At 62.5% G+C, this 23,972-nt stretch carries 26 protein-coding genes; 16 read left to right on the top strand and 10 right to left on the bottom strand.

The window, feature by feature from the left end; translation table 11 throughout:
- Positions 1 to 699, top strand: coding sequence for an SPOR domain-containing protein (locus ACIQUF_RS18040; RefSeq protein ID WP_403133842.1), 699 nt, complete (start codon positions 1 to 3; stop codon positions 697 to 699).
- Positions 700 to 744: 45 nt separating this feature from the next.
- On the opposite strand, the gene ACIQUF_RS18035 is transcribed toward ACIQUF_RS18040, so the two are convergent.
- Entirely contained in the window at positions 745 to 1,164 is a 420-nt protein-coding gene (locus ACIQUF_RS18035; RefSeq protein WP_403133840.1) for an NINE protein, read from the bottom strand.
- A 176-nt stretch (positions 1,165 to 1,340) separates the two neighbouring features.
- On the opposite strand from ACIQUF_RS18035, the gene ACIQUF_RS18030 reads away from it, so the two are divergent.
- Positions 1,341 to 1,967, top strand: a complete 627-nt coding sequence (locus ACIQUF_RS18030; protein WP_403133838.1) for a C40 family peptidase — start codon at positions 1,341 to 1,343, stop codon at positions 1,965 to 1,967.
- A 49-nt stretch (positions 1,968 to 2,016) separates the two neighbouring features.
- Here ACIQUF_RS18030 and ACIQUF_RS18025 read toward each other — a convergent pair whose 3' ends face one another.
- On the bottom strand, positions 2,017 to 3,015 hold the full coding sequence (locus ACIQUF_RS18025; protein ID WP_403133836.1) for a type IV pilus twitching motility protein PilT: 999 nt from the start codon (positions 3,013 to 3,015) through the stop codon (positions 2,017 to 2,019).
- A 65-nt stretch (positions 3,016 to 3,080) separates the two neighbouring features.
- Between ACIQUF_RS18025 and ACIQUF_RS18020 the strand changes: the two genes are divergently transcribed.
- The 9 genes from ACIQUF_RS18020 to ACIQUF_RS17980 all read left to right on the top strand — a co-directional run bounded on the left by ACIQUF_RS18020 (position 3,081) and on the right by ACIQUF_RS17980 (position 9,638).
- Positions 3,081 to 3,767: a YggS family pyridoxal phosphate-dependent enzyme gene (locus ACIQUF_RS18020; RefSeq protein WP_403133834.1), complete on the top strand. Its 687-nt coding sequence runs from the start codon at positions 3,081 to 3,083 to the stop codon at positions 3,765 to 3,767.
- A 38-nt stretch (positions 3,768 to 3,805) separates the two neighbouring features.
- Complete coding sequence (gene proC / locus ACIQUF_RS18015; protein ID WP_403133831.1) at positions 3,806 to 4,624, top strand: pyrroline-5-carboxylate reductase; 819 nt, start codon at positions 3,806 to 3,808, stop codon at positions 4,622 to 4,624.
- A 10-nt stretch (positions 4,625 to 4,634) separates the two neighbouring features.
- Positions 4,635 to 5,225: a YggT family protein gene (locus tag ACIQUF_RS18010; RefSeq protein ID WP_403133830.1), complete on the top strand. Its 591-nt coding sequence runs from the start codon at positions 4,635 to 4,637 to the stop codon at positions 5,223 to 5,225.
- Positions 5,226 to 5,313: 88 nt separating this feature from the next.
- A complete protein-coding gene (locus tag ACIQUF_RS18005; protein WP_400796293.1) occupies positions 5,314 to 6,453 on the top strand; it encodes a homoserine O-acetyltransferase in 1,140 nt (379 codons plus the stop codon).
- A 7-nt stretch (positions 6,454 to 6,460) separates the two neighbouring features.
- Positions 6,461 to 7,081: a methionine biosynthesis protein MetW gene (gene metW / locus ACIQUF_RS18000; RefSeq protein WP_400796290.1), complete on the top strand. Its 621-nt coding sequence runs from the start codon at positions 6,461 to 6,463 to the stop codon at positions 7,079 to 7,081.
- A 21-nt stretch (positions 7,082 to 7,102) separates the two neighbouring features.
- Positions 7,103 to 7,537: a DUF4426 domain-containing protein gene (locus ACIQUF_RS17995; RefSeq protein ID WP_403133828.1), complete on the top strand. Its 435-nt coding sequence runs from the start codon at positions 7,103 to 7,105 to the stop codon at positions 7,535 to 7,537.
- Positions 7,534 to 8,130, top strand: coding sequence for an RdgB/HAM1 family non-canonical purine NTP pyrophosphatase (rdgB, locus tag ACIQUF_RS17990; RefSeq protein ID WP_400796285.1), 597 nt, complete (start codon positions 7,534 to 7,536; stop codon positions 8,128 to 8,130). Before ACIQUF_RS17995 ends, rdgB begins: the two co-directional genes overlap by 4 nt.
- Positions 8,127 to 9,302 carry a radical SAM family heme chaperone HemW gene (gene hemW / locus ACIQUF_RS17985; protein ID WP_403133827.1) on the top strand — a complete coding sequence of 392 codons (1,176 nt, stop codon included), beginning with the start codon at positions 8,127 to 8,129 and terminating at the stop codon, positions 9,300 to 9,302. The genes rdgB and hemW overlap by 4 nt, the downstream gene beginning before the upstream one ends.
- A 9-nt stretch (positions 9,303 to 9,311) precedes the next feature.
- Positions 9,312 to 9,638: a DUF3392 domain-containing protein gene (locus ACIQUF_RS17980; protein WP_403133825.1), complete on the top strand. Its 327-nt coding sequence runs from the start codon at positions 9,312 to 9,314 to the stop codon at positions 9,636 to 9,638.
- Positions 9,639 to 10,265: 627 nt separating this feature from the next.
- On the opposite strand, the gene trmB is transcribed toward ACIQUF_RS17980, so the two are convergent.
- The 4 genes from trmB to ACIQUF_RS17960 all read right to left on the bottom strand — a co-directional run bounded on the left by trmB (position 10,266) and on the right by ACIQUF_RS17960 (position 12,540).
- Entirely contained in the window at positions 10,266 to 10,988 is a 723-nt protein-coding gene (trmB, locus tag ACIQUF_RS17975) for a tRNA (guanosine(46)-N7)-methyltransferase TrmB (RefSeq protein WP_403133824.1), read from the bottom strand.
- A gap of 9 nt (positions 10,989 to 10,997) precedes the next feature.
- Positions 10,998 to 11,810 carry a thiazole synthase gene (locus ACIQUF_RS17970; RefSeq protein ID WP_400796275.1) on the bottom strand — a complete coding sequence of 271 codons (813 nt, stop codon included), beginning with the start codon at positions 11,808 to 11,810 and terminating at the stop codon, positions 10,998 to 11,000.
- A 54-nt stretch (positions 11,811 to 11,864) separates the two neighbouring features.
- Positions 11,865 to 12,065, bottom strand: coding sequence for a sulfur carrier protein ThiS (thiS, locus tag ACIQUF_RS17965; RefSeq protein ID WP_313297868.1), 201 nt, complete (start codon positions 12,063 to 12,065; stop codon positions 11,865 to 11,867).
- Between the two features lie 103 nt (positions 12,066 to 12,168).
- Complete coding sequence (locus ACIQUF_RS17960) at positions 12,169 to 12,540, bottom strand: DUF423 domain-containing protein (protein ID WP_403133820.1); 372 nt, start codon at positions 12,538 to 12,540, stop codon at positions 12,169 to 12,171.
- 64 nt (positions 12,541 to 12,604) lie between these two features.
- Here ACIQUF_RS17960 and mtgA point away from each other — a divergent pair, with 64 nt between their 5' ends.
- A complete protein-coding gene (gene mtgA / locus ACIQUF_RS17955) occupies positions 12,605 to 13,315 on the top strand; it encodes a monofunctional biosynthetic peptidoglycan transglycosylase (RefSeq protein WP_403133817.1) in 711 nt (236 codons plus the stop codon).
- 109 nt (positions 13,316 to 13,424) lie between these two features.
- Here the strand turns inward: mtgA and rpoH are convergent, their stop codons facing one another.
- The 4 genes from rpoH to ftsY all read right to left on the bottom strand — a co-directional run bounded on the left by rpoH (position 13,425) and on the right by ftsY (position 17,559).
- Entirely contained in the window at positions 13,425 to 14,279 is an 855-nt protein-coding gene (gene rpoH, locus ACIQUF_RS17950; protein WP_008092958.1) for an RNA polymerase sigma factor RpoH, read from the bottom strand.
- Between the two features lie 111 nt (positions 14,280 to 14,390).
- Positions 14,391 to 15,416, bottom strand: coding sequence for a permease-like cell division protein FtsX (gene ftsX / locus ACIQUF_RS17945; protein WP_403133814.1), 1,026 nt, complete (start codon positions 15,414 to 15,416; stop codon positions 14,391 to 14,393).
- Complete coding sequence (gene ftsE, locus ACIQUF_RS17940; RefSeq protein ID WP_403133812.1) at positions 15,413 to 16,084, bottom strand: cell division ATP-binding protein FtsE; 672 nt, start codon at positions 16,082 to 16,084, stop codon at positions 15,413 to 15,415. Before ftsE ends, ftsX begins: the two co-directional genes overlap by 4 nt.
- Positions 16,081 to 17,559: a signal recognition particle-docking protein FtsY gene (gene ftsY, locus ACIQUF_RS17935; RefSeq protein WP_403133809.1), complete on the bottom strand. Its 1,479-nt coding sequence runs from the start codon at positions 17,557 to 17,559 to the stop codon at positions 16,081 to 16,083. The genes ftsE and ftsY overlap by 4 nt, the downstream gene beginning before the upstream one ends.
- Positions 17,560 to 17,789: 230 nt before the next feature.
- On the opposite strand from ftsY, the gene ACIQUF_RS17930 reads away from it, so the two are divergent.
- The 4 genes from ACIQUF_RS17930 to ACIQUF_RS17915 all read left to right on the top strand — a co-directional run bounded on the left by ACIQUF_RS17930 (position 17,790) and on the right by ACIQUF_RS17915 (position 23,954).
- Entirely contained in the window at positions 17,790 to 19,145 is a 1,356-nt protein-coding gene (locus ACIQUF_RS17930; RefSeq protein WP_403133807.1) for a M16 family metallopeptidase, read from the top strand.
- Positions 19,138 to 20,622 (top strand): M16 family metallopeptidase, encoded by a 1,485-nt coding sequence (locus ACIQUF_RS17925; RefSeq protein WP_403133805.1) that lies wholly within the window; start codon positions 19,138 to 19,140, stop codon positions 20,620 to 20,622. Before ACIQUF_RS17930 ends, ACIQUF_RS17925 begins: the two co-directional genes overlap by 8 nt.
- A complete protein-coding gene (rsmD, locus tag ACIQUF_RS17920; protein WP_403133802.1) occupies positions 20,622 to 21,224 on the top strand; it encodes a 16S rRNA (guanine(966)-N(2))-methyltransferase RsmD in 603 nt (200 codons plus the stop codon). The genes ACIQUF_RS17925 and rsmD overlap by 1 nt, the downstream gene beginning before the upstream one ends.
- Positions 21,225 to 21,299: 75 nt before the next feature.
- Positions 21,300 to 23,954: a M16 family metallopeptidase gene (locus ACIQUF_RS17915; RefSeq protein ID WP_403133799.1), complete on the top strand. Its 2,655-nt coding sequence runs from the start codon at positions 21,300 to 21,302 to the stop codon at positions 23,952 to 23,954.
- Positions 23,955 to 23,972 lie beyond the last annotated feature (18 nt).

Raw genomic sequence — 23,972 nt, 5'->3', positions numbered from 1 at the left:
TTGGCAGCCAAGAAAAAACCAGCACCCAAGCGCGGCGCCAGCCGCACCCAGGCACCGGCCAAACAGCCGATCCCCGGCTGGGTGTGGTTGGCGGTCGGCCTGACCGTCGGCGCGTTCATCGTCTTCCTGATGAAGCTCGAACCCGGCGGTGGCGACATCAAGCGCACCAAGCCCGAGCAGCAGAAGCCGGAGAAGGTTGCCGAAGCCGGTAAATCAACGCCTGCCGCCACCCAGCAACCGGTGAAGCCGAAGTACGACTTCTACACCCTGCTGCCGGAGTCGGAAGTGATCGTGCCGCCAGAGGCCGTACCGGAGAAAACGCCGCCAGTGCCTGCGCAGCCGGTGACCCCGGTGACCCCAGCGGAAGCGGCCAAGATCGACACCGCACGGGCTCAGGCCGCACTGCTGGGGCAGACGCCACCGCCGGCGCCACCGGTGATCAAGCCTGCGGCGACCACGCAGTTCTTCCTTCAGGCCGGCTCGTTCCGCAAGCAGGCCGATGCCGACAAGGTGCGCGCGCAGATCATCCTGCTCGGCCAGGCGGTGAAGGTGGAATCCGGTACGGTCAAGGAGGAGACGTGGTACCGCGTGCTGGTTGGCCCGTTCAGCAACCGTGAACAGCTGACCGGAGCGCAGAAGCAGCTGGCGGGGGCAGGGTTCAGTAACCTGCTGCTGCAGCAGCGACAGACCCGTCAGTAACGAAAAAGGCCTTGCCGCTCAGCGCGACAAGGCCTTTTTTGTAGCCTAACGGCGCCCTGCGTTGGCTTGGGAAATCTGCCCATTCAAGGTCCAGAAGTCGTAAAGCACGCCAATCAGGAACAACCCGCCAGTGAAGAAGTAGATGATCGCGGTAATCCATTTGCCCTGGTACAGGCGGTGCACGCCGAAGAGACCCAGAAAGGTCAGGAGCAGCCAGGCAACGTTGAAATCGAGTCGTCCAGATTGGAAGCGCAGGTCGGCCTCGCGATCCATCGCCGGGATCAGGAACAGGTCGATCAGCCAGCCGATGCCGAGCAGACCCAGGGTGAAGAACCAGATGGTCCCAGTGATTGGTTTGCCGTAGTAGAAGCGGTGCGACCCGGTAAAACCGAAAATCCACAACAGATAGCCGATGACCTTGCTGTGGGTGTCGTGAATCGGTGCACCCTGTTCATAACTGTTCATTCGTAGCCCCTGTGGGTTATCCAAAAATTTTCTAAAAGAAAATGTGACTTTTTTGCCAAAGGCCGACGGATGGCAACATGACAATCGACCAACGGATCAAAAAATGATCAAAAAGCTGTTATAAAGTTGCGCGCCAACACTTAAATCAAAATTAAAACTTCACAAGAGCTTCACCTATGCCGCCTTTTTTCAAGACATGGCTGACCCTCTGCCTATTATTGCCCCTGGCCGCCCACGCCACCAACCGTGAGCAACGTCTTCCCAATGGTTTCACCGGTTACACCACCAATGCCACGGTGAAACACGCGCCAAGCAAGCACAGCACGCTGCGCGCTCGCTCGAGCAGCTCGGCCAAGGCTCACAACCTGCCTGTCGCGGCCATGTCGCCGAAGCAGAGCAGCGATGTGCTCAGCCGCGCCGTCAATGTGCTCGGTACACCTTATGTTTGGGGCGGCAGCAGCCCTAAAAAAGGGTTCGACTGCAGCGGGCTGGTTAAATACGCGTTCAACGACGTGGCCGATGTCGACCTGCCGCGCACCTCCAATGCCATGGCCCAGGGCCACGGCGTGAAGGTAGCCAAAGGTGACCTCAAGCCAGGCGATCTGATTTTCTTCAACATCAAGAGCCGCCGGGTCAACCACGTTGCCATCTACCTGGGCAACGACCGCTTCATCCATGCGCCACGCCGCGGCAAGCGGGTGAGCATCGACAACCTGAGCAAGCCTTACTGGCAAAAACACTATGTTGTAGCCAAGCGGGTACTGCCGAAGGAACAGCAGCAGCTGGCCCTGGCCAAGCGCTGACCGCACCGGCCTCTTCGCGAGCTTGCCCGCGAAGAGGCCGGTACAGGAATTACAAAGGCCCGATCACCCCCCTTTCCCGCAACCCCCGCAGCGCCCCCTCCATCGTCCGCATCCCTTCCGCCGCCCCGGTCTGCATCACCGAACACAGCTGCGCCATGCGCCCCTCGCGAATCAGATTACGCACCGCAGGCGTCGCCATCAGCACCTCTCTTGCCGCCACCCGACCGCCGCCCACGCGTTTGACCAGCACCTGTGCGATTACCATGCGCAGCGACTCCGCCAACATTGCCCGCACCAGCGGCTTTTCCTCGGTCGCAAACACTTCCACCAGCCGGTCAATGCTGCCCGCAGCCGAGCGCGTGTGCACCGTCGCCAGCACCAGATGCCCGGTTTCCGCCGCCCGCAGCGCCAGACGAATCGTCTCAAGATCACGTAATTCGCCAATCATGATCACATCCGGGTCTTGGCGAAGGGCACTGCGCAACCCTTGAGCAAAGTCGCGGCAATGTCGACCGATCTCGCGCTGGTTGACCAGGCTGCGCTGGCTGCAGTGGATAATTTCGACTGGGTCTTCAAGCGTGACGATGTGCGCAGATCGCTGCCGATTAAGCTGGTCGATCAACGTCGCCAAGGTGCTGGATTTGCCACTGCCGGTCGGTCCGCCGACCAGAATCAGGCCATCTGTACACTGCGCAACAGCTCGAAACACTTCTTCGAGGTCGAGTTCGTCCAGTGTCGCGATACGTTTCGGGATCAAGCGCAAGCTTGCTGCCGGGCCATTCAACTGACGAAACAGATTCAGTCTAAAGCGGCCAAGCGACGGCAGCTCCAACGCCAGATCCTGCTCGTCCCCAAGCGCCCACTGCTGGCGCTGGGTATCGTCAAGCAACGGCGCCATACATTCGGTCAATGCGGCCGGCGACACACTCGGCAGGTCCATGCGGCGCAGCTCGCCATCCACGCGCAGCATCGGTATCTCGCCCGCGGCCAGGTGCAGGTCACTCGCCCCTGCATCACTGGCCCGGGCCAACAGGTCGGTCACGTCCATGAGACTCCCCAATAGCCATCAAGCAGGTAGAATGCCGCAGACCCCAGAGCCGACGGCATTCATCCATGTCCACCATAGCAGACAACCTTTCCGCCCTCGCCGCCCGCATCCACAGTGCCGCCCAGGCCGCCGGACGCGACCCGGCCAGTGTTCAGTTGCTGGCGGTGAGCAAGACCAAACCGGCCAGCGCCATCCGCGAGATTCATGCCGCTGGTGTGCGCGATGTCGGCGAGAACTACCTGCAGGAAGCCCTGGGCAAACAGGACGAACTGCGCGACCTGCCCTTGATCTGGCACTTCATCGGCCCCATTCAGTCGAACAAGACCAAGGCTATTGCCGAGCATTTCGACTGGGTACATTCCGTGGACCGCCTGAAAATCGCCCAACGCTTGTCCGAGCAGCGCCCCCAAGGGCTGCCGCCACTGAACATCTGCCTGCAGGTGAATGTCAGCGGTGAGGACAGCAAGTCAGGCTGTGCCCCAGCCGACCTGCCCGCGCTGGCCCATGCCGTGGCGGCGCTGCCCAACCTGCGCCTGCGTGGGCTGATGGCGATCCCGGAACCCAGCGAAGACCGCGCTGAACAAGAGGCCGCCTTCGCCACTCTGCGCCAGTTGCAGGAGGGCCTGAATCTTGGTTTGGACACCTTGTCCATGGGCATGAGCCACGACCTGGAAGCCGCAATTGCGCAAGGCGCGACCTGGGTACGTATCGGCACCGCCCTGTTCGGCGCGCGTAACTACGGGCCCGTCTGATTCCATGCTTTACTCACTCTTTCCCTCAAGGACCTGACATGAGCAAGACACGTATTGCCTTCATCGGCGCCGGCAACATGGCTGCCAGCCTGATCGGCGGCCTGCGCGCCCAGGGCCTGGACGCCACGCAGATTCGCGCCAGCGACCCAGGCGCCGAAACCCGAGCACGGGTTAAGGCCGAGCACGGTATCGAGGTGTTCGAAGACAACGCTCAGGCCATTGCCGAGGCCGACGTGATCGTCCTGGCAGTCAAGCCACAGGTGATGAAGGCCGTCTGCGAGGCCCTGCGGCCAAATCTGCAGGATGGCCAGCTGATCGTTTCCATCGCCGCCGGCATCACCTGTGCCAGCCTGCAGGCCTGGCTCGGTGCTCGCCCAGTGGTGCGCTGCATGCCCAACACTCCGGCACTGCTGCGCCAGGGCGTAAGCGGCCTGTATGCCACCGCCGAAGTATCCAGCGCACAGCGCGAGCAGGCCGAGCAGCTGCTGTCGGCTGTCGGCACCGCGCTGTGGCTGGAACAGGAGCAACAGCTCGATGCCGTCACCGCCGTTTCCGGCAGCGGCCCTGCGTATTTCTTCCTGCTGATCGAAGCCATGACCGTCGCTGGCGAGAAACTGGGCCTGCCGCGCGACACCGCTTCGCAGCTGACTCTGCAGACCGCACTGGGCGCCGCACACATGGCCGTGGCCAGCGATGTCGATGCCGCCGAACTGCGTCGCCGGGTCACCTCGCCCGCCGGCACCACCGAAGCGGCGATCAAGTCATTCCAGGCCAGCGGTTTCGAAGCCATTGTCGAGAAAGCACTGGCAGCTGCGGCGACGCGTTCCGCCGAGCTGGCCGAGCAATTGGGTAAATAAGGAGTTCCAGATGAATGCACTGTCCGGCGCCACGATCTTCGTGGTGCAAACCCTGGTCAGCCTGTACCTGGTGATCGTCCTGCTGCGCTTCGTGCTGCAGCTGGTAAAAGCCAATTTCTACAACCCGCTGTGCCAGTTCGCGGTACGCGCCACCCAGCCACTGCTCAAGCCTATCCGCCGCATCATCCCCAGCGTTGGCGGCCTGGACACTTCGTCGCTGCTGCTGGCGGTGGTCATCCAGGCACTGCTGATGGGCTTCGTGCTGATGGTCACCTACGGCACCTTCGGTGATGTCCTGCATCTGTTGATGTGGGCGATCATCGGCATTACCGGGCTGTTCCTGAAGATCTTCTGGGTAGCGATGATCGTCATGGTGATCGTTTCCTGGGTGGCACCTAACAGCCACAACCCCGCAGCGGAACTGGCCTACCAGATCAGCGAACCGGTGCTGGCGCCCTTCCGCCGCATCGTGCCGAACCTGGGCGGCATGGACATCTCGCCGATCTTCGCCTTCCTGGCGATCCAGGTGATCCAGTCGTTCCTTATGCCCCCACTGGCCCAATACACCGGCATGCCGCCTGAGCTGCTGCGGATGATCTGACCCCGGTTGTTCCCAGCGGCAAGCCTTTGCTTGCCGCTGGGGGTAGCGCTCTTTAGACTTACGCCTCCGTCAAGCGTGAGCAGGGTCGATGTCCACTGTCCTTCCCGAAGATTCCGTCGGTCTGGTTACACCGCAAACCGCCCAATTCGATGAACCGCTGGCCCTGGCCTGCGGCCGCTCGCTGGCCAGCTACGAGCTGGTCTACGAGACCTATGGCACCCTGAACGCCAGCGCGAGCAATGCCGTGCTGATCTGCCATGCCTTGTCTGGCCATCACCATGCTGCCGGCTACCATGCCACCACCGACCGCAAGCCGGGCTGGTGGGACAGCTGCATCGGCCCAGGCAAGCCAATCGATACCAACCGCTTCTTCGTGGTCAGCCTGAACAACCTCGGCGGCTGCAACGGCAGCACTGGCCCCAGTAGCGTCAACCCGGCCACCGGCAAGCCCTATGGCGCCGATTTCCCGGTATTGACCGTGGTTGACTGGGTACACAGCCAGGCACGCCTGGCTGATCGGCTGGGCATCGGCCAGTGGGCCGCCATCGTCGGCGGCAGCCTCGGCGGCATGCAAGCGCTGCAATGGACCATGACCTACCCGGACCGCGTGCGCCATTGCGTCGACATCGCCTCGGCCCCCAAGCTCTCGGCGCAGAACATCGCGTTCAACGAAGTGGCGCGCCAGGCGATCCTCACCGACCCCGAGTTCCACGGCGGCTCGTTCCAGGACCAGGGCGTGATTCCCAAGCGCGGCCTGATGTTGGCGCGCATGGTCGGGCACATTACCTACCTGTCCGACGACTCGATGGGCGAAAAATTCGGCCGTGAGCTCAAGAGCGACAAGCTCAACTACGACTTCCACAGCGTCGAGTTCCAGGTCGAGAGTTACCTGCGCTATCAGGGCGAGGAATTCTCCGGCCGCTTCGACGCCAACACCTACCTGCTGATGACCAAGGCGCTGGACTACTTCGACCCGGCCGCGGCCAACGGCGGCGACCTGGCCGCTACCCTGGCCGACGTCACCGCAGACTACTGCATCATGTCCTTCACCACCGACTGGCGCTTCTCGCCGGCCCGCTCGCGCGAAATCGTCGACGCCCTGATGGCCGCACGCAAGAACGTCTGTTATCTGGAGATCGACTCGCCTTATGGGCACGATGCCTTCCTGATCCCCACGCCTCGCTACATGCAGGCTTTCGCGAACTACATGAACCGCATCGCCATCTGAGGACAGCATGAGAGCCGATCTGGAAATCATCCACGACTGGATTCCCGCCGGCAGCCGGGTCCTCGACCTGGGCTGCGGCAGCGGCGAGCTGCTGGCTTCGCTGCGTGATCGCAAGCAGGTCACCGGCTACGGCCTGGAGATCGACGCCGACAACATCGCCGCCTGCGTGGCCAAGGGCGTCAACGTCATCGAGCAAGACCTCGACAAAGGCCTGGGCAACTTCGCCAGCAACAGCTTCGACGTGGTGATCATGACCCAGGCCCTGCAGGCCGTTGAGTACCCCGACCGCATCCTCGACGAGATGCTGCGGGTGGGCCGCCAGTGCATCATCACCTTCCCCAATTTCGGCCACTGGCGCTGCCGCTGGTACCTGGCGACCAAAGGCCGCATGCCGGTTTCGGACTTCATGCCGTATACCTGGTACAACACGCCGAACATTCACTTCTGCACCTTTGCCGACTTCGAAGAGCTGTGCCATGAACGCCGCGCCAAGGTGCTGGACCGCCTGGCCGTCGACCACTTGCACCGCAATGGGTGGGGCGGCCGGCTTTGGCCTAATCTTCTAGGTGAAATCGGCATTTATCGCGTCAGCAGCCCGGGCCTTGCGGAGCACCAACTGGCGGTCTGACGCCCAGCAGAGGATCGCACCATGCGTCGCCTAGCCCTGTTCCTGTTCAGCCTGTGCCTGGCCCTGCCGGTACTGGCTGCCGATGCCGCCAAACCCGAGCGCAAAGAAGTTTTCGGCGACGTGACGGTGCACTACAGCGCCTTCACTTCGAGCATGCTGCAACCGGACATTGCTGCCGCCACGGGGCTGACCCGCAGCAAGAACCAGGGGGTGCTCAATGTTGCCGTGCTCAAGGCCGGCAAACCGGCCATGGCGGTGGTCAGCGGCACGGTGCAGGACCTCACCGGGCGCAGCAACCCACTGTCGTTCAAGCAGATTACCGACCAAGGGGCGGTTTACTACATCGCTCAGTTCAAGATCGAACAGGCCGAGACGTTGACCTTCGACCTGAATGTCGAAACCGGCGGGGTCAGCCATAAACTCAGCTTCAACCAGGAAGTGTTCCCAGGCGAATGATGAATCTCCAGCAACTCGTATTGGCCAGCCACAACGCCGGCAAACTCAAGGAACTTCAGGCCATGCTCGGCGAGTCCGTGCAACTGCGCTCGATCGGTGAGTTCAGCCAGGTAGAGCCAGAAGAAACCGGCCTGTCGTTCGTCGAGAACGCCATCCTCAAGGCGCGCAATGCCGCGCGCATTTCCGGCCTGCCGGCGCTGGCCGACGATTCTGGCTTGGCCGTGGACTTCCTCGGCGGCGCGCCGGGCATCTACTCGGCACGCTATGCCGACGGCAAGGGGGATGCGGCGAACAACGCCAAGCTGCTCGAAGCGTTGAAGGACGTTCCGGAAGACCAGCGTGGTGCGCAGTTTGTCTGCGTACTGGCACTGGTGCGGCATGCCGACGATCCGCTGCCGATCCTCTGCGAAGGCTTGTGGCACGGGCGCATTCTGTTCGCAGCCAGTGGCGAGCATGGTTTTGGCTACGACCCGTTGTTCTGGGTGCCTGAGCGCAGCTGCTCCAGTGCCGATCTCGCCCCTGTGGATAAGAACCAGCTCAGCCACCGCGCCCGCGCGATGGCCCTGCTGCGTCAACGTCTGGGCCTGGCATGATCGCAACGTTGTCCGAAGCCTGTGCGGTGAAGCTCACCAGCCTGCCGCCGCTGGCGCTGTATATCCATATCCCGTGGTGCGTTCGCAAGTGCCCTTACTGCGACTTCAATTCCCACGCTGCCGGGCCTGAACTGCCGGAAGAAGCCTATGTCGATGCCCTGCTGACCGACCTCGATCAGGAGCTGGCAGCCGTTCAAGGCCGGCCTATTTCCTCGATCTTCTTCGGCGGCGGCACCCCCAGCCTGTTCAGCGCCAACGCGCTCGGCCGGCTGCTGCGGGGTGTGGAACAGCGCATTCCGTTCGCCCCGGATATCGAGATCACCCTCGAAGCCAACCCCGGAACGTTCGAGCAGGACAAGTTCAAGGCTTACCGGCAAACGGGCATCAATCGCCTGTCGATCGGTGTGCAGAGCTTCCAGCCGGCCAAGCTCGAAGCGCTGGGCCGCATCCACAACGGCGACGAGGCGATCCGCGCCGCCGGCATGGCGCGTGCGGCCGGCTTCGACAACTTCAACATGGACCTGATGCACGGCCTGCCCGACCAGTCGCTGGATGACGCGCTGGGCGACCTGCGCCAGGCCATCGACCTGGGGCCGACACACCTGTCCTGGTACCAGCTGACCGTGGAGCCGAATACGGTGTTCTGGAACCAACCCCCGGAGCTGCCCGAGGACGACATCCTCTGGGACATCCAGGAGGCCGGCCAGGCGCTGATGGCCGCGAACGGCTTCAAGCAATACGAAGTGTCGGCCTATGCCCAGTCGGATCGCACCGCCAGGCACAACCTCAACTACTGGCGCTTTGGTGATTTCATCGGCATCGGTGCAGGCGCCCACGGCAAGTTGACCTTTGCCGACGGCCGCATCCTACGCACCTGGAAAACCCGGCTGCCCAAGGACTACCTGAACCTGGCCAAGCCGTTCAAGGCGGGCGAGAAGCTGCTGCCGGTCGAAGAGCTGCCGTTCGAATTCCTGATGAATGCTCTGCGCCTGACCGATGGCGTGGAAGCCGAGCTATTCAGCCAACGTACCGGCCTGCCGCTGGCGCAACTGGCCGAGGCAAGGCGCGCTGCCGAACAAAAGGGCCTTTTACAGGTCGAACCGGATCGACTGGTGGCCACGCCGCGCGGCCAATTGTTCCTCAATGACCTGCTGCAGTATTTCTTGACCTAAGGATGACCCATGGATCTGGTACTCGATCTGCTGGCGACGGTTTCCCGCTGGAGCCGTAGCAACCTGTCTGAGATTTCCCTGGCCCTGGTAGGCTGCCTGCTGGTGCTGTTCGGCACCGACATCAAGGGTTGGGTCGAGCAACGCCTTGGTGGTTTGGCGGGTGCGCTACGGGTGCCGTTCATGGCCCTGATGGTGATGATCGGCAGCGGTGCGGCGCTGATCTATGCCACGCCGTGGGTGGTGAAGGGGTTGGGGCAGTTCAACAACTATGCGTTGGCGCCGGTGTTGTTGGTGGTGCTGGTGTTGATTGGCGTGGTGGCCGACCGGCGGGGGTAAATGCCCTAGAAGCTGCCCCGGAAAACCAGGGCAGCTCTACCACTCGGCTATCCCTTAGAGGGAGTCGTCGAAGTGATCACGCATGAAGTCTCTCGCGGACTTGAGTACAAACAAGATCCGGATGAGCTTCCAGACGCGGCTCAGCGCATCAAGCAAACGCTTCATATGCCTTGGCCTCCGTGTTGGCGGGCCAATCTTCCAGCATCTAACCGGCGCTTCGATGCCTTCGAAAACTGTGTGAGGAGTTTTCAGTGAAGTGGCCAGGTCAATGGCCCTTCGAACAATTCGCCGGCACGGTTCTCAGGCCGCGTCGAAGGGGCCGGAAAGCAGAATTCTTAGCCTACCCGGCCCATCACCGAAATCATCCACACAGGAGCAGCGCGATGATACTTGGTACACCCATTGGAAGTTGTTAACCGCTGCGACACACTTGATGCTGGATATTTCTTGTCATTGACCCACCGCCTTGAGCTGAATATGATCCCCTGACTGTGTGGGGGTTTTCGGTGAAGTCCCGGAGCGAAGGATACTCAGTCCTGTCGCTCACACAAAAAAACCGCTCTTCTTAGAGCGGTTTTTTTCGCCTGCATTTCTACAAGCCCAGCATCGAGAGGCTGTCTCAGCCAATCAATCCATCTTCTCGAACTTCAGATCCCACACCCCATGCCCCAGTCGCTCGCCGCGGCGTTCGAACTTGGTGATAGGGCGTTCTTCCGGGCGCGGCACATAGGTGCCGTCTTCAGCACGGTTGCGATACCCAGGCGCAGCACTCATCACTTCCAGCATGTACTCGGCATACGGCTCCCAGTCGGTCGCCATGTGGAACACGCCACCTGGTTTCAGCTTGCGCCGTACCAGCTCGGCAAACTCCAACTGCACGATGCGGCGCTTGTGGTGACGCGCCTTGTGCCATGGGTCAGGGAAGAACAGCATCAAGCGGTCGAGGCTGTTGTCGGCCACGCAGCGGTTGAGCACTTCGATAGCATCGCAGTCGTACACCCGCAGGTTCTTCAGGCCCTGAGTCAACACGCCGTTGAGCAGTGCACCGACACCCGGACGGTGCACTTCGACACCGATGAAGTCCTGCTCCGGCGCGGCAGCGGCCATTTCCAGCAGGGAGTGGCCCATACCGAAGCCGATCTCCAGGGTGCGCGGCGCCGAGCGGCCGAACACCTGGTCGTAGTCCACCGGGCTGTCGGCCAGCGGCAGGATGTACAGCGGGCCGCCTTGGTCCAGGCCACGTTGCTGGCCTTCGGTCATGCGCCCGGCGCGCATCACGAAGCTCTTGATGCGGCGGTGTGGGCGGGCTTCGCCGTCGGTGGTGCTCGGCGTATCGTGCGATTCAGTCATCAGGAGCTCTTACTTGATCAGACCATCCAGCGGCGAAGAGGCGCTGGCATAGAGTTTCTTCGGCATGCGCCCGGCGAGGTAGGCCATGCGCCCAGCGAGGATTGCGTGTTTCATGGCTTCGGCCATCAGCACAGGCTGCTGGGCGTGGGCGATGGCCGAGTTCATCAGCACGGCTTCACAGCCCATTTCCATGGCGATGGTGGCGTCGGAAGCGGTACCCACGCCGGCATCGACCAGCACCGGCACCTTGGATTCTTCCAGGATGATCTGCAGATTGTACGGATTGCAGATACCCAGGCCGGTGCCGATCAGGCCAGCCAGCGGCATGACCGCGATGCAGCCGGCTTCGGCCAGCTGACGGGCAATGATCGGATCGTCGCTGGTGTAGACCATTACGTCGAAACCGTCCTTGACCAGCACTTCAGCGGCCTTGAGGGTTTCGATCACGTTCGGGAACAGGGTCTTCTGGTCGGCGAGGACTTCCAGCTTGACCAGCGTCCTTTCTTCGTGGGACTTGCGACCGTCGAGCAGTTCGCGGGCCAGGCGGCAGGTGCGCACCGCTTCCACCGCGTCAAAGCAGCCGGCAGTGTTCGGCAGGATGGTGTACTTGTCTGGCGACAGCACGTCGAGCAGGTTCGGCTCGCCCGCATTCTGGCCAAGGTTGGTGCGGCGCACGGCGACGGTGACGATTTCGGCACCCGAGGCCTCGGTGGCCAGGCGGGTTTCTTCCATGTCACGGTACTTGCCAGTGCCGACCAGCAGGCGCGACTGGAATGTACGCCCGGCCAGGATAAAGGGCTTGTCGCTACGAACGTTGCTCATCAAAGTTCCTCGGGAAAAGGTTGCAAGGCTTGCAGGTGAATCGCCAGGCGGGAATCAGCCGCCACCGATGGCGTGGACCACTTCTACCTGGTCGCCGTCGTTCAGCTGAGTGCTGTCGTGCTGGCTGCGCGGCACGATATCCAGGTTGAGTTCCACCGCCACTCGGCGCCCGGCCAGTTCCAGACGGGTCAGCAGGGCCGCGACGCTTTCGCCAGCGGGCAATTCGTAAGGCTCACCGTTCAGTTGAATGCGCATGCGCACGGCCACCATTGTGCTTTTCGGGCCCGCATTCTAGCGCCGATCAACGCCTTAACCCAAGGCCGGTGCACGCCATTAGTCGCGATAGTGGACCGGTTGGTCAGCCCAGGCGCCAGGCTGCCAGGCCCAGGCACAGCCACCCGGCAAGGAAACACAGGCCGCCGATGGGGGTGATGATGCCGAGTTTGCCCAACCCGCTCAGGGTCAGCAGGTACAGGCTACCGGAGAACAATACGATGCCTAGGGCGAACAGACCGCCGGCCCAGCCCACCAGGCGCCCAGGCAAATGAGCGGCGAGCAGCGCCACGCCGAAAATCGCCAGGGCATGCACCAACTGGTAAGTCACACCGGTATGAAAGATCGCCAGGTAATCGGCGCTCAGGCGGTTTTTCAGTCCGTGGGCGGCGAAGGCGCCAAGGGCGACACCGGTGAAGCCGAAAAACGCGGCGAGCATCAGGAAGCTGCGAAGCATGGGACGACTCCTTGTATCGGGTCTGTATAATGGCCCGTTCCAACGGTCCGGCCAAGCCATCGCCATGCTGTCATCCCTTATCCGTCGCCTCGCCCGCGCCCTGCTCTGGTTCGCTGCCGGCAGCATCGTCGTGGTGCTGGTGTTCCGCTGGGTGCCGCCGCCCGGCACGGCATTGATGGCCGAGCGCAAGGTACAGTCGTGGTTCAGTGGCGAGCCGATCGACCTGCAGCGCGACTGGCAACCGTGGGAGAACATCTCCGACGAGCTCAAGGTGGCGGTCATCGCTGGTGAGGACCAGAAGTTCGCCAACCATTGGGGCTTCGACATCCCGGCCATCCAGGCGGCGCTGGCCTATAACGAGCGCGGTGGCAGCATCCGGGGCGCGAGTACCCTGACCCAGCAAGTCGCCAAGAACCTGTTCCTGTGGTCGGGGCGCAGCTGGTTCCGCAAAGGGTTGGAGGCGTGGTTCACCGCACTGATAGAGCTGTTCTGGTCGAAAGAGCGGATCCTTGAGGTCTACCTGAACAGCGCCGAGTGGGGCAAAGGCGTGTTTGGCGCCCAGGCTGCGGCGCGCTACCACTTCGGCATCGACGCCAGCCGCCTGAGCCGCCAGCAGGCCGCTCAGCTGGCGGCAGTGCTGCCCAGCCCGATCAAATGGAGCGCCAGCCGGCCCAGTGCCTACGTGGCCAGCCGTGCGGGTTGGATTCGTCGGCAGATGAGCCAGCTGGGTGGGCCGAGCTATCTGATGCAGCTGGATGCTTCGCGTCGGCCGTGATGGCCTATTCGCGGCTAAAGCCGCTCCCACGAGGATCAGAGCCAGCACAAACAAAAAAGCCGCTCACCCATTCAGGGCCAGCGGCTTTTTCAATGCATTCAAAACTCGATCAGACCGCAATCAATGCCTTGACCTTGTTCATCGCATTCTTCTCCAGCTGACGAATACGCTCGGCCGAGACGCTGTACTTGTCCGCCAGCTCATGCAGTGTCGCTTTCTCCTCGGCTAACCAGCGCTGGTAAAGGATGTCGCGGCTACGCTCGTCCAGGCCCTGCAGGGCTTCATGCAGGTTGCTGGTGGAGTTATCGCTCCAGTCGGCGTCCTCAAGTTGCACGGCTGGGTCGTAGCGATGGTCTTCCAGGTAATGCGCAGGCGACTGGAAGGCGCTGTCATCATCCGCTTCGGCAGCCGGGTCAAAGGCCATGTCCTGACCGCTCAAGCGGCTTTCCATCTCGCGCACTTCACGCGGCTCGACACCCAGGCTTTCTGCCACGCGGTGTACTTCGTCGTTGTTCAGCCAGGCCAGGCGCTTCTTCTGGCTGCGCAGGTTGAAGAACAGCTTGCGCTGGGCCTTGGTGGTGGCCACTTTGACGATGCGCCAGTTGCGCAGGATGAATTCGTGGATTTCAGCCTTGATCCAGTGCACGGCAAACGACACCAGGCGCACACCCATTTCCGGGTTGAAACGCTTGACTGCCTTCATCAGGCCAACGTTGCCTTCCTGGATCAGGTCGGCCTGGGCCAGGCCGTAGCCTGCATAGCTGCGGGCGATGTGCACAACGAAACGCAGGTGGGCCATCACCATTTGCCGAGCGGCCTCAAGATCCTGCTCATAATAGAGACGCTCGGCCAGATCACGCTCCTGCTCGACAGTCAGCAGCGGAATGCTGTTGACCGTGTGCACATAGGCTTCCAGGTTCGCACCGGGTACCAGGGCATAGGCAGGTTGCAACGATGTGGTCATTCAAGAACCTCCGACTTACCAGACTCGTGCCTTGTGGGCACTGCCAACATTGACCTGGAACCAAGGTACAAGTTCCGAAAATGAAAAATTGTCAATGCTGGCACAGAAAAACTATCGAGGCGCCAGCTCGTTCAAGTGGCGAGCGACCGCGATCCATGCACCGATATACCCCAACAGTACCGCCCCGATCAAGAGGGACAGACCATCGGATGCTGGCACTCCGCCCAGGGCGAAGTCACTGCCATACAGCCCAGACAGCCCTACCACGGCGTCGTTCAGCCAGTTGAGGCCGAAGGCCAGGATACCCCAGGCCAACACGCCCGCACCCAGGCCGTACAAGGCGCCCATGTACAGGAAAGGCCGGCGTACGTAGCTGTCGGTACCGCCTACCAGCTTGATCACTTCGATCTCGACACGGCGGTTTTCAATATGTAGACGAATTGTGTTACCGATTACTAACAGCAAGGCGGAAATCAGCATGACCGCCAGGCCAAAGACGAAACGATCGCCCAGTTTGAGGATCGCCGCCAGGCGTTCCACCCACACCAGGTCGAGCTGGGCATTCTCTACCCGAGGCAGCTCGGCCAGGCGCTGACGCAACGCTTCCAGGGCCGGCTTGTCGACTTCGGTCGGGGTCACCACCACCACGCCAGGCAGCGGGTTATCAGGCAATTCACGCAGGGCCTCGCCCAGGCCAGATTGCTGCTGGAACTCCTCAAGCGCCTGGCCGGGGCTGATGTACAGGGCATCGGCCACGCCGGGCATGCCTTTGATTTCCTCACGCAACGCCTCGCCTTCCTTGCTGCCCGCATCGAGCTTCAAGTACAACGAAATCTGCGCAGCGCGCTGCCAGGAGCCGCCCAGCACCTCGACATTCTTCAGCAACAGCGACAGGCCCATGGGCATGCTCAGCGCCACGGCCATCACCAGGCAGGTGAAGAAGCTACCGATCGGCTGTTTACCCAAGCGGCGCAGGCTGTCGGCCAGGCTGGCACGGTGGCTTTCCACCCAGGCATTGAACAGCGTGCGGAAATCCGGGCCGTCGTCGTCATGCCCGCCGGGCTTTTTTTTGAGATCTTCGTCGGCGGCCTTGGGCGCGACGCGCTCGGAAACCTTGCGTGTAGGTGTAGTGCTCATTGCCCGGCCTCCCCATCGCCGATCAATCGGCCGCGCTGCAGCGTCAGCATCCGGTGGCGCATGCGCGCGATCAGTGCCAGGTCGTGGCTGGCGATCAGTACCGTGGTGCCCAAGCGGTTGATGTCTTCGAACACACCCATGATTTCCGCGGCCAGGCGCGGGTCGAGGTTGCCGGTCGGTTCGTCGGCCAGCAGCAAGGCGGGCTGATGAACGATGGCGCGGGCTATGCCGACCCGCTGCTGCTGGCCTGTGGACAGGTCAGCCGGGAACAGGTCGCCCTTGTCGGCCAGCGACACGCGCTCCAGCGCCGAATCCACGCGCTTGGCGACCTCGGCCTTGGACAGGCCGAGAATTTGCAGCGGCAGGGCGATGTTGTTGAAAACGGTACGGTCGAACAGCAATTGGTGGTTCTGGAACACTACCCCGATCTGCCGACGCAGAAAGGGGATCTGCGCATTGCTGATCTGACCCAGGTCCTGCCCTGCCAGCATCAGCTTGCCGCTGGTCGGGCGTTCCATGGCCAGCAGCAGGCGCAGCAAGGTGCTCTTGCCGGCGCCGGAGTGGCCGGTGACGAACAGGAATTCGCCCCGGCGCGCCCGGAAACTCAGCTCATGCAAGCCGACATGGCCGTTGGGGTAGCGCTTGGCAACCTGTTCGAATCGGATCATGGGTGCTCTCGCTCGGCAAACAGCGCTTTGACGAAGGGCTCGGCTTCAAAAGTGCGCAGATCGTCGATGCCTTCGCCGACGCCAATGAAGCGGATCGGGATATTGAACTGCTTGGCCAGGGCGAAAATCACCCCGCCCTTGGCGGTACCGTCCAGCTTGGTCAGGGCCAAACCGGTCAGTTCAACACTCTGGTTGAAGTACTTGGCCTGGCTGATGGCGTTCTGACCGGTACCGGCATCGAGCACCAGCAGCACCTCATGCGGCGCCTCGACGTCGAGCTTGCCCATGACCCGACGAACCTTTTTCAGTTCTTCCATCAGGTTGTCCTTGGTGTGCAGACGGCCGGCAGTATCGGCGATCAGCACATCGGCACCACGGGCCTTGGCGGCCTGCACGGCGTCGAAGATCACCGACGCGGAGTCGGCACCGGTGTGCTGGGCAATCACCGGAATCTGGTTACGCTCACCCCACACCTGCAGTTGCTCGACGGCGGCGGCTCGGAACGTGTCACCTGCGGCCAGCATGACCTTCTTGCCTTCGAGCTGCAGCTTCTTGGCCAGCTTGCCGATGGTGGTGGTCTTGCCAGCGCCGTTCACGCCAACCACCAGGATCACGTAAGGCTTGTTCTGCGACTCGATTTTCAGCGGACGCTCGACCGGGCGCAGCAGCGCGGCCAGTTCCTCCTGCAACGACTTGTACAAGGCATCGGCGTCGGCCAGTTGTTTGCGGGCGACCTTCTGGGTCAGGTTCTGGACGATGGTCGAGGTCGCTTCCACGCCGACGTCGGCGGTCAGCAGGCGGGTTTCGATCTCGTCGAGCAGATCGTCGTCGATGACCTTCTTGCCCATGAACAGGCTGGCCATGCCTTCGCCGATGCTGGCGCTGGTCTTCGACAGGCCCTGCTTGAGACGGGCGAAGAAGCCGGGTTTGGCTTGTTCGGTGACGGCGGGCGCGGCAGCGACAGGCGCTGGCTCAGGCTCGGCAGGCGCTGGCACCGCGACTGGGGCCTCGACCATCGGTGCGATAGGTTCTGGGGCCGGACGCTCCGGGATCGCTGGAGGGTCTTTTGGCTCTAGATCCGGGACCAGGGCGACAGGCTCTTCGGCAACGGGCAGGACCAGATTGCTGACAGGCGGCTCGATCACCGGGATGACTGGGGCTTCGGGGGCTTCGACTACCGGGGCAGGGTCAAGAGCCGGGACGGACTCAGGGACAGGTGCTGGCTCAGGCACCTGTTCAACAGGCCGAGGGGCCTCAGCGGCAGGCGCGGGTGCTTCGGCGACCACCGGCTCGACCGGAGCAGCCTCAGGCTGCTCGACAACGGGCGGCGGCGCTACCGGCTCTGCAGCCTGCGTATCGGGGGCTTGTGGCTGTTCGGCGACAGGTTGCTGCGGCTTCTTGCGAAACCAGCTGAACAGGCCTTTTTTCTCGCCAGCCTCGGCCGGCGCTTTTTTGTCGTCGTTGGAACCAAACATGGAAGACGGCTATCTCAGGGTAGCGATGGGCCAGCAGCGGCACATCGGGAATTCTCTAAACGCAGAACAGACTATTTTGAATCCGGCTGGTTCATGCGCAATGTTTTGTCTTGAAGGCCTGCGGGCCAGAACGGCGACAGGCATGGTCGCCAGGCAACCGGATCAGTATCCTAGCACCTCCTGGCCCGCCGACGCTAAACCAGCGGGCCGCCGAATAGGTTGAACACCTTATGAATGCTCTAGCCCGCCGCGCCGCTGGCCTGTTGCTTGGCACGCTGTGCCTGCCGCTCGCGGCCTTTGCCGCCGATGTGCAACCCACCCACGAATTCATCCTCGACAACGGCCTGAAAGTGGTCGTGCGCGAGGACCACCGTGCGCCGGTGGTGGTTTCGCAGATCTGGTACAAGGTTGGCTCCAGCTACGAGACCCCGGGCCAGACCGGCCTGTCCCACGCTCTGGAGCACATGATGTTCAAGGGCAGTGCCAAACTCGGCCCTGGCCAAGCCTCGCGCATCCTGCGTGATCTGGGCGCGGAAGAGAACGCCTTCACCAGCGACGACTACACCGCCTATTATCAGGAACTGGCCCGCGACCGCCTGCCAGTGGCCTTGGAGCTTGAAGCGGACCGCCTGGCCAGCCTGCGCCTGCCGGCAGACGAATTCAGCCGCGAAATCGAGGTGATCAAGGAAGAACGCCGCCTGCGTACCGACGATCAGCCCGGCCCCAAGGCCATGGAACTGTTCCGCGCCATGGCCTACCCGGCCAGCGGCTACCACACCCCGACCATCGGCTGGATGGCCGACCTCGAACGCATGAAGGTCGAAGAGCTGCGCCACTGGTACGAGTCCTGGTACGCACCGAACAACGCCACTCTGGTGGTAGTGGGCGATGTCACCGCCGATGAGGTCAAGGGCCTGGCGCAGAAGTATTTCGGCCCGATCCCCAAACGCCAGATACCACCGGCCAAGCTGCCGCTGGAACTGGCCGAGCCAGGCCTGCGCAAGCTGACCCTGCATGTGCGTACCCAACTGCCCAGCCTGATCTACGGTTTCAACGTACCTGGCCTGGCCACCGCCAAGGACCCACGCACCGTGCACGCCCTGCGGCTGATCTCGGCCCTGCTCGACGGCGGCTACAGCGCCCGCCTTCCTGCGCGCCTGGAACGTGGCCAGGAGCTGGTGGCCGGCGCCTCGTCCAGCTACAACGCCTTCACCCGCGGCGACAGCCTGTTCCTGGTTTCGGCCACGCCCAATGTGCAGAAACAGAAAACCCTCGCCGAGGTCGAGAAAGGCGTCTGGCAACTGCTCGACGAACTCAAGACTACCCCACCCAGCGCCGAAGAACTTGAGCGTGTACGCGCCCAGGTGATCGCAGGCCTGGTCTACGATCGCGACTCCATCAGCAGCCAGGCCACCACCATCGGCCAGCTGGAAACGGTCGGCCTGTCCTGGAAGCTGATCGACAGCGAACTGGACGAGCTCAAGCGCGTGACCCCCGACGACATCCAGAACGCCGCGCGTACTTATTTCACCCGCGAACGCCTGAGCGTTGCCCATGTACTGCCAGAGGAGTCCGCTCATGAGTGATCGCAGCGCACCCCGCTACACCCTGATCGGCGCGGGCCTCATCGCGCTGGTGGTGGCCGTGGCCGCCGTCCTCGCCCGTCCGGCCCATTCCGAGGCCGACAGCAATGCGGCCCGGCCGGCCAATACCTTGCAGTCGTTGGCCGACCTGGACGGCAAGGCACCCAGCCGGCGCCAGCTGAACATCCAGAACTGGACCACCGCCGAAGGCGCCCGGGTGCTGTTCGTCGAAGCCCGCGAGCTGCCGATGTTCGACCTGCGCGTGACCTTCGCCGCCGGCAGCAGCCAGGACGGCAACACGCCAGGCCTGGCCACCCTGACCAACGCCATGCTCAACGAGGGCGTGGCCGGCAAAGACGTGACGGCCATCGCCGAAGGCTTCGAAGGCCTCGGCGCGGACTTCGGCAATGGTTCCTACCGCGACATGGCCGTGGCTTCGCTGCGCAGCCTGAGCGTGAAGGACAAGCGCGATCCCGCGCTCAAGCTGTTCGCTGAAGTCACCGGCCAGCCGACGTTCCCGGAAGATGCACTGAAACGCATCAAGAACCAGCTGCTGGCCGGCTTCGAATACGAGAAGCAGAACCCCGGCAAGATCGCCGGCAAGGCGCTGTTCGGCAAACTCTATGGCGACCACCCGTACGGCCAGCCGAGCGACGGCAGCGCCGAAAGCATCCCAGGCATCACCCTGGACCAACTGCGGGCATTCCATGCCAAAGCTTATGCGGCTGGCAACGCGGTGATCGCCCTGGTCGGCGACCTCAGCCGCGAAGAGGCCGAGGCCGTCGCTGCACAGGTATCCGCAGCGCTGCCCAAAGGCCCCGCACTGCCCAAGCCAGCCCAACCGGTCGAGCCAAAAGCGGGTCTCACCCACATCGACTTCCCGTCCAAGCAGACTCACCTGATGCTGGCCGAACTGGGTATCGACCGCCAGGACCCGGACTGGCCCGCCCTGTCACTGGGTAATCAGATCCTCGGTGGCGGCGCATTCGGCACCCGTCTGATGAGTGAAGTGCGGGAAAAGCGCGGCCTGACCTACGGCGTATACTCGGTGTTTAGCCCGATGCAGGTCCGCGGCCCGTTCATGATCAACCTGCAGACCCGTGCCGAACTCAGCGAGGGCACACTGAAGCTGGTCCAGGGTATTCTTGCCGACTACCTCAAGACCGGCCCCACCCAGCAAGAGCTGGATGACGCCAAACGCGAGCTGAGCGGCAGCTTCCCGCTGTCCAATGCCAGCAATGCGAGCATCGTCGGCCAACTGGGCGCCATCGGCTTCTACAATCTGCCACTGACCTGGCTGGAAGACTTCATGCAGCAGTCCCAGGCGCTGACCGTCGAGCAGGTCAAGGCCGCGATGAACAAGCACCTGGCTGCCGACAAACTGGTGATCGTCACCGTCGGCCCGAGCGTGCCGCAGAAGCCGCTGCCAGCCCCCACAGACAAACCCGCCGAGCAGGCGCTCGGTGTACCGGAGCACTAATGCCTAGATCCACCCCTCCCGCCCGCCCCCAGCAGGGCCAAAGCAAGGGCCAGGGTCACTTGCGCATCATCGCCGGCGAGTGGCGCAGCCGCCGCCTGGCGGTGCCCGAAGGCGACGGCCTGCGGCCGACCACCGACCGCGTGCGCGAAACCGTCTTCAACTGGCTGGCACCCTACATCGAAGGTGCCCGTGTACTGGATGCCTTCACCGGAAGCGGCGCTCTGGTGCTCGAAGCCCTGTCCCGCGGCGCCGAGGACGCGGTGGCGCTGGACAGCAACGCGGCGGCGATCAGCAACCTGAAAAACAACCTGGAAATCTTGCGCTGCCCGCGCGGGCAGATCCTCCAGACCGACGCACTGCGTTACCTGCAAGGCCCGGCCAAGCAGCAGTTCGACGTGGTGTTCCTCGACCCGCCGTTCCACCAGGACCTGCTGGCCAATGCCTGCAACCTGCTGGAGCAGAACCAGTGGTTGCGCGACCAGGCCTGGATCTACACCGAAAGCGAAGCGGCGCCCTCCACTTTGCAACTGCCGGGCAACTGGCGGCTGCACCGCGAGAAAAAGACCGGCCAAGTGCATTACGCACTCTGGCAGCGGGGCTGATCCACAGCCCCATCCTTGCGTGCAGACATAAATAGCGCAGGCGACGCCCCCACTTGATCGAAGCTGCTCCGATACATGCCAAACGGAGCGCTTTCGATCATGCCTGCTACGCCTTCTGCAGCCCTGCAACGGTTCACCCTCGACAACGGCCTGACCGTCTATCTGCGCGAAGACCATCGTTCTTCGCTGGTTGCCGCTCAACTTTGGTACCACGTTGGGTCCAGCCAGGAACCGACAGGCCAATCCGGCCTCTGCCATCTGGTCGAGCATCTGATGTTCGAGGGCAGCCGCAAGCTCGCCCCTGGCGATTACATGAAGGTCATGACGCAACTCGGAGGTAACCCGAATGCGTTTACCACGGCAGACGCTACGTGCTTTCCGGTAACCCTGCCCGCCAGCCGCCTGGAGGTGGCACTGGAGATCATGGCCGACGCCATGGCAACCGCGACGCTCCCGGAGCAACCTTTTGCCAGGGAACTGGACGTGATCAAGGCCGAGCGCCGCCTGGACGTCGACAACTCACCCATGAGCCTTGCCCTGGAACGTGCAGAGATCCTGGCCAACAGCCATAGCCCCTATGCAACACCCACCATCGGTCACCTTGCAGACCTGCAGCATCTGACCATAGCCAATGTGCGCAATTGGTATGACGACTGGTATCAGCCCAATAACGCTTCGCTGGTGATCGTAGGGGCAATTGACATGGTGACCCTGCGACCGTTGGTCGAGCGCCATTTCGCATCGATTCCCGCTGCCAGCCTGCCCGAACGCTGGGCGCCGAACAACGGCCAGCGTTACAGGTATCGCAGCCAGACCATTGCCTTGCCCGGCCTGCCGCAAGGGGCGGTCCTGTCGTTCAACACGCCCAGCATGGCGACTGCCAGCGATCCAGCCCACGCTTACGCGCTGCGTTTGATACCTGAATTGCTGGCCAATGGCGACAGCTCCCGGTTGTCTTTGCGCAAAGTGCGAGGCGAAGAGCTGGTGCTGGCTGTTAGAGCCGATTATGAGTACTTGCAGCGGGGCCATAGCCTGCTGACGCTCGCCCTCTATTCCAATCCCTCCAAGGCCACGGCGGAATCGGCAACCGAGGCTGTCCTGCAGGAGATTGAACAACTACGCCATAGCGCACCCAGCGAGGACGAACTCAAGCGTGCCCAGACACGCCTGCTCGCACAGCGGGTCTTCGGGCGTGACAGGATTGCCGATCAAGCCAACATCATTGGCCAATACGCTGTAAGTGGCCTCGACCCCGCCATGATCGACCACGAGCGCCAACAGATAGAGGCAATCACCCCTGAAGATATTCGCAGGGCGGCGAATCTCTACCTGACGCGCGAACGGCTGACGATCACCTACCTGCAAGCGGGCAAGGCCCCCTCGGCACCCACCGAGCGTACTGCCGAAACCAGCGTGCAGCCCCTGCTCTCCTTGCAAGAGATCCAACGGCCTCAGCTCGACCTGAAGGCCCCGATAGTGCAAAGCTGGGAAACCGACGAAGGTGCCCGGGCAATATTCGTCGCGGCGCACGAATTGCCCATGGTCGACCTGGTTCTGAGCTTTGCCGCCGGCAGCCGGCTCGATGACGACAAGCCCGGGCTCGCCGCGCTGACCCTGGCCATGCTCGGCAAAGGCACGACCCACCTTGACGCAGGCCAATTCGCCAAACAGATCGAGCAGTTGGGCGCGGTGTATACGCAGGACATCACCTACGACCGGGCCACCCTTTCATTACGCTGCTTGTCGGGTGAAGTGCTTGACCAGGCGATCGACCTGATCATCGGCATGGTTGCCCAGCCTTCTCTGAAGGCAGAAGAACTTGCCGCGCTCAAAACCCATGTATTGGAGGCCAACAAGCAACGGGAGGCATCTCCCCTGCTCCGCGCCCGCAGGGCGGCTTTTGCCCATGCGCTGGGCGATCACCCCTATGGCTCGCCCCTGTACGGCACGGCTGAAAGTATCGCGGCAATGAGTGCGGACGATATCAGGCACTTCCATCAGCGAGCGTACTCAGCCAACAACCTGGAAATTTCTGTTGTCGGCGACCTTTCGTCAAAAGCGGCCGAGGCTATTTCCCGGCGAATCTGCCAAGCCCTGCCACAACGCTGGCTTGCCGTCGAGCCGCCACCACTGCCGGCATTCAAGCGCGCCGACCTGTCCTTGAAGCACACAGGTACCAACCATGCCATCCTGATGCTGCTGCCAATGGGTGCAGTGCCGACCGATGATGACTATTTGGCCATGGTCCTGGCCAACGATGTGCTGGGCAGCGGTGGTGATGACTCACACCTGTTCAAGGAACTGCGTCTGAAACATGGCCTGACCTACACGATTCGCTCGGCGTTCACCAGCGTAGGCGCCTATCTCTACATCGAGTGGGAAGTGGCTGCCGAGTTTTCCGAGGTTTCGCGACAGTTGGTGCGCAACGTGCTGGGAAATCTTCTGGATAAGGGGCCGACTCCGGTTGAACTCGATCTGGTCAAACAGGCGCTGCTGGGAGAGCTGCAACGTACCCTGGCAACCAATCACTCACTGGTACGTCTTATAGCCACACAGGCTGAGCAAGGATTACCCGCCGACAACCTTTCCAGCTTCGCAGAAAGAGTTCTGGCGGTAACGCCTGAAATGGCGCGCGTTGCCCTCAATTTGCGCCTGGCGCCTCTGGAAGCCGTGACCGTCACCGTTGGCCCTGAGGTCGAGCAGAAAGCGCTGCCGGCAATCGACCAATAGCGCAGATACAACGGCGGT

The organism is Pseudomonas sp. NPDC090233 (assembly GCF_044772285.1).
GTDB lineage: Bacteria > Pseudomonadota > Gammaproteobacteria > Pseudomonadales > Pseudomonadaceae > Aquipseudomonas.
Note: the sequence above shows the minus strand (reverse complement) of the source record. Positions and strands in the feature narration are given on the sequence as shown.

Coding starts and splice junctions, on each gene's coding strand:
- ACIQUF_RS18005 (WP_400796293.1), top strand. CDS start 5,314: ATGTCCACTGTCCTTCCCGAAGATTCCGTCGGTCTGGTTACACCGCAA.
- ACIQUF_RS17980 (WP_403133825.1), top strand. CDS start 9,312: ATGGATCTGGTACTCGATCTGCTGGCGACGGTTTCCCGCTGGAGCCGT.
- ACIQUF_RS17995 (WP_403133828.1), top strand. CDS start 7,103: ATGCGTCGCCTAGCCCTGTTCCTGTTCAGCCTGTGCCTGGCCCTGCCG.
- ACIQUF_RS17915 (WP_403133799.1), top strand. CDS start 21,300: ATGCCAAACGGAGCGCTTTCGATCATGCCTGCTACGCCTTCTGCAGCC.
- ACIQUF_RS17925 (WP_403133805.1), top strand. CDS start 19,138: ATGAGTGATCGCAGCGCACCCCGCTACACCCTGATCGGCGCGGGCCTC.
- thiS (WP_313297868.1), bottom strand. CDS start 12,065: ATGCGCATTCAACTGAACGGTGAGCCTTACGAATTGCCCGCTGGCGAA.
- ftsE (WP_403133812.1), bottom strand. CDS start 16,084: ATGATCCGATTCGAACAGGTTGCCAAGCGCTACCCCAACGGCCATGTC.
- ACIQUF_RS18030 (WP_403133838.1), top strand. CDS start 1,341: ATGCCGCCTTTTTTCAAGACATGGCTGACCCTCTGCCTATTATTGCCC.
- ACIQUF_RS18035 (WP_403133840.1), bottom strand. CDS start 1,164: ATGAACAGTTATGAACAGGGTGCACCGATTCACGACACCCACAGCAAG.
- mtgA (WP_403133817.1), top strand. CDS start 12,605: ATGCTGTCATCCCTTATCCGTCGCCTCGCCCGCGCCCTGCTCTGGTTC.
- ACIQUF_RS17960 (WP_403133820.1), bottom strand. CDS start 12,540: ATGCTTCGCAGCTTCCTGATGCTCGCCGCGTTTTTCGGCTTCACCGGT.
- ftsY (WP_403133809.1), bottom strand. CDS start 17,559: ATGTTTGGTTCCAACGACGACAAAAAAGCGCCGGCCGAGGCTGGCGAG.
- trmB (WP_403133824.1), bottom strand. CDS start 10,988: ATGACTGAATCGCACGATACGCCGAGCACCACCGACGGCGAAGCCCGC.
- rpoH (WP_008092958.1), bottom strand. CDS start 14,279: ATGACCACATCGTTGCAACCTGCCTATGCCCTGGTACCCGGTGCGAAC.
- ftsX (WP_403133814.1), bottom strand. CDS start 15,416: ATGAGCACTACACCTACACGCAAGGTTTCCGAGCGCGTCGCGCCCAAG.
- ACIQUF_RS18010 (WP_403133830.1), top strand. CDS start 4,635: ATGAATGCACTGTCCGGCGCCACGATCTTCGTGGTGCAAACCCTGGTC.
- rsmD (WP_403133802.1), top strand. CDS start 20,622: ATGCCTAGATCCACCCCTCCCGCCCGCCCCCAGCAGGGCCAAAGCAAG.
- ACIQUF_RS17930 (WP_403133807.1), top strand. CDS start 17,790: ATGAATGCTCTAGCCCGCCGCGCCGCTGGCCTGTTGCTTGGCACGCTG.
- ACIQUF_RS17970 (WP_400796275.1), bottom strand. CDS start 11,810: ATGAGCAACGTTCGTAGCGACAAGCCCTTTATCCTGGCCGGGCGTACA.
- proC (WP_403133831.1), top strand. CDS start 3,806: ATGAGCAAGACACGTATTGCCTTCATCGGCGCCGGCAACATGGCTGCC.
- hemW (WP_403133827.1), top strand. CDS start 8,127: ATGATCGCAACGTTGTCCGAAGCCTGTGCGGTGAAGCTCACCAGCCTG.
- metW (WP_400796290.1), top strand. CDS start 6,461: ATGAGAGCCGATCTGGAAATCATCCACGACTGGATTCCCGCCGGCAGC.
- ACIQUF_RS18025 (WP_403133836.1), bottom strand. CDS start 3,015: ATGGACGTGACCGACCTGTTGGCCCGGGCCAGTGATGCAGGGGCGAGT.
- ACIQUF_RS18020 (WP_403133834.1), top strand. CDS start 3,081: ATGTCCACCATAGCAGACAACCTTTCCGCCCTCGCCGCCCGCATCCAC.
- rdgB (WP_400796285.1), top strand. CDS start 7,534: ATGATGAATCTCCAGCAACTCGTATTGGCCAGCCACAACGCCGGCAAA.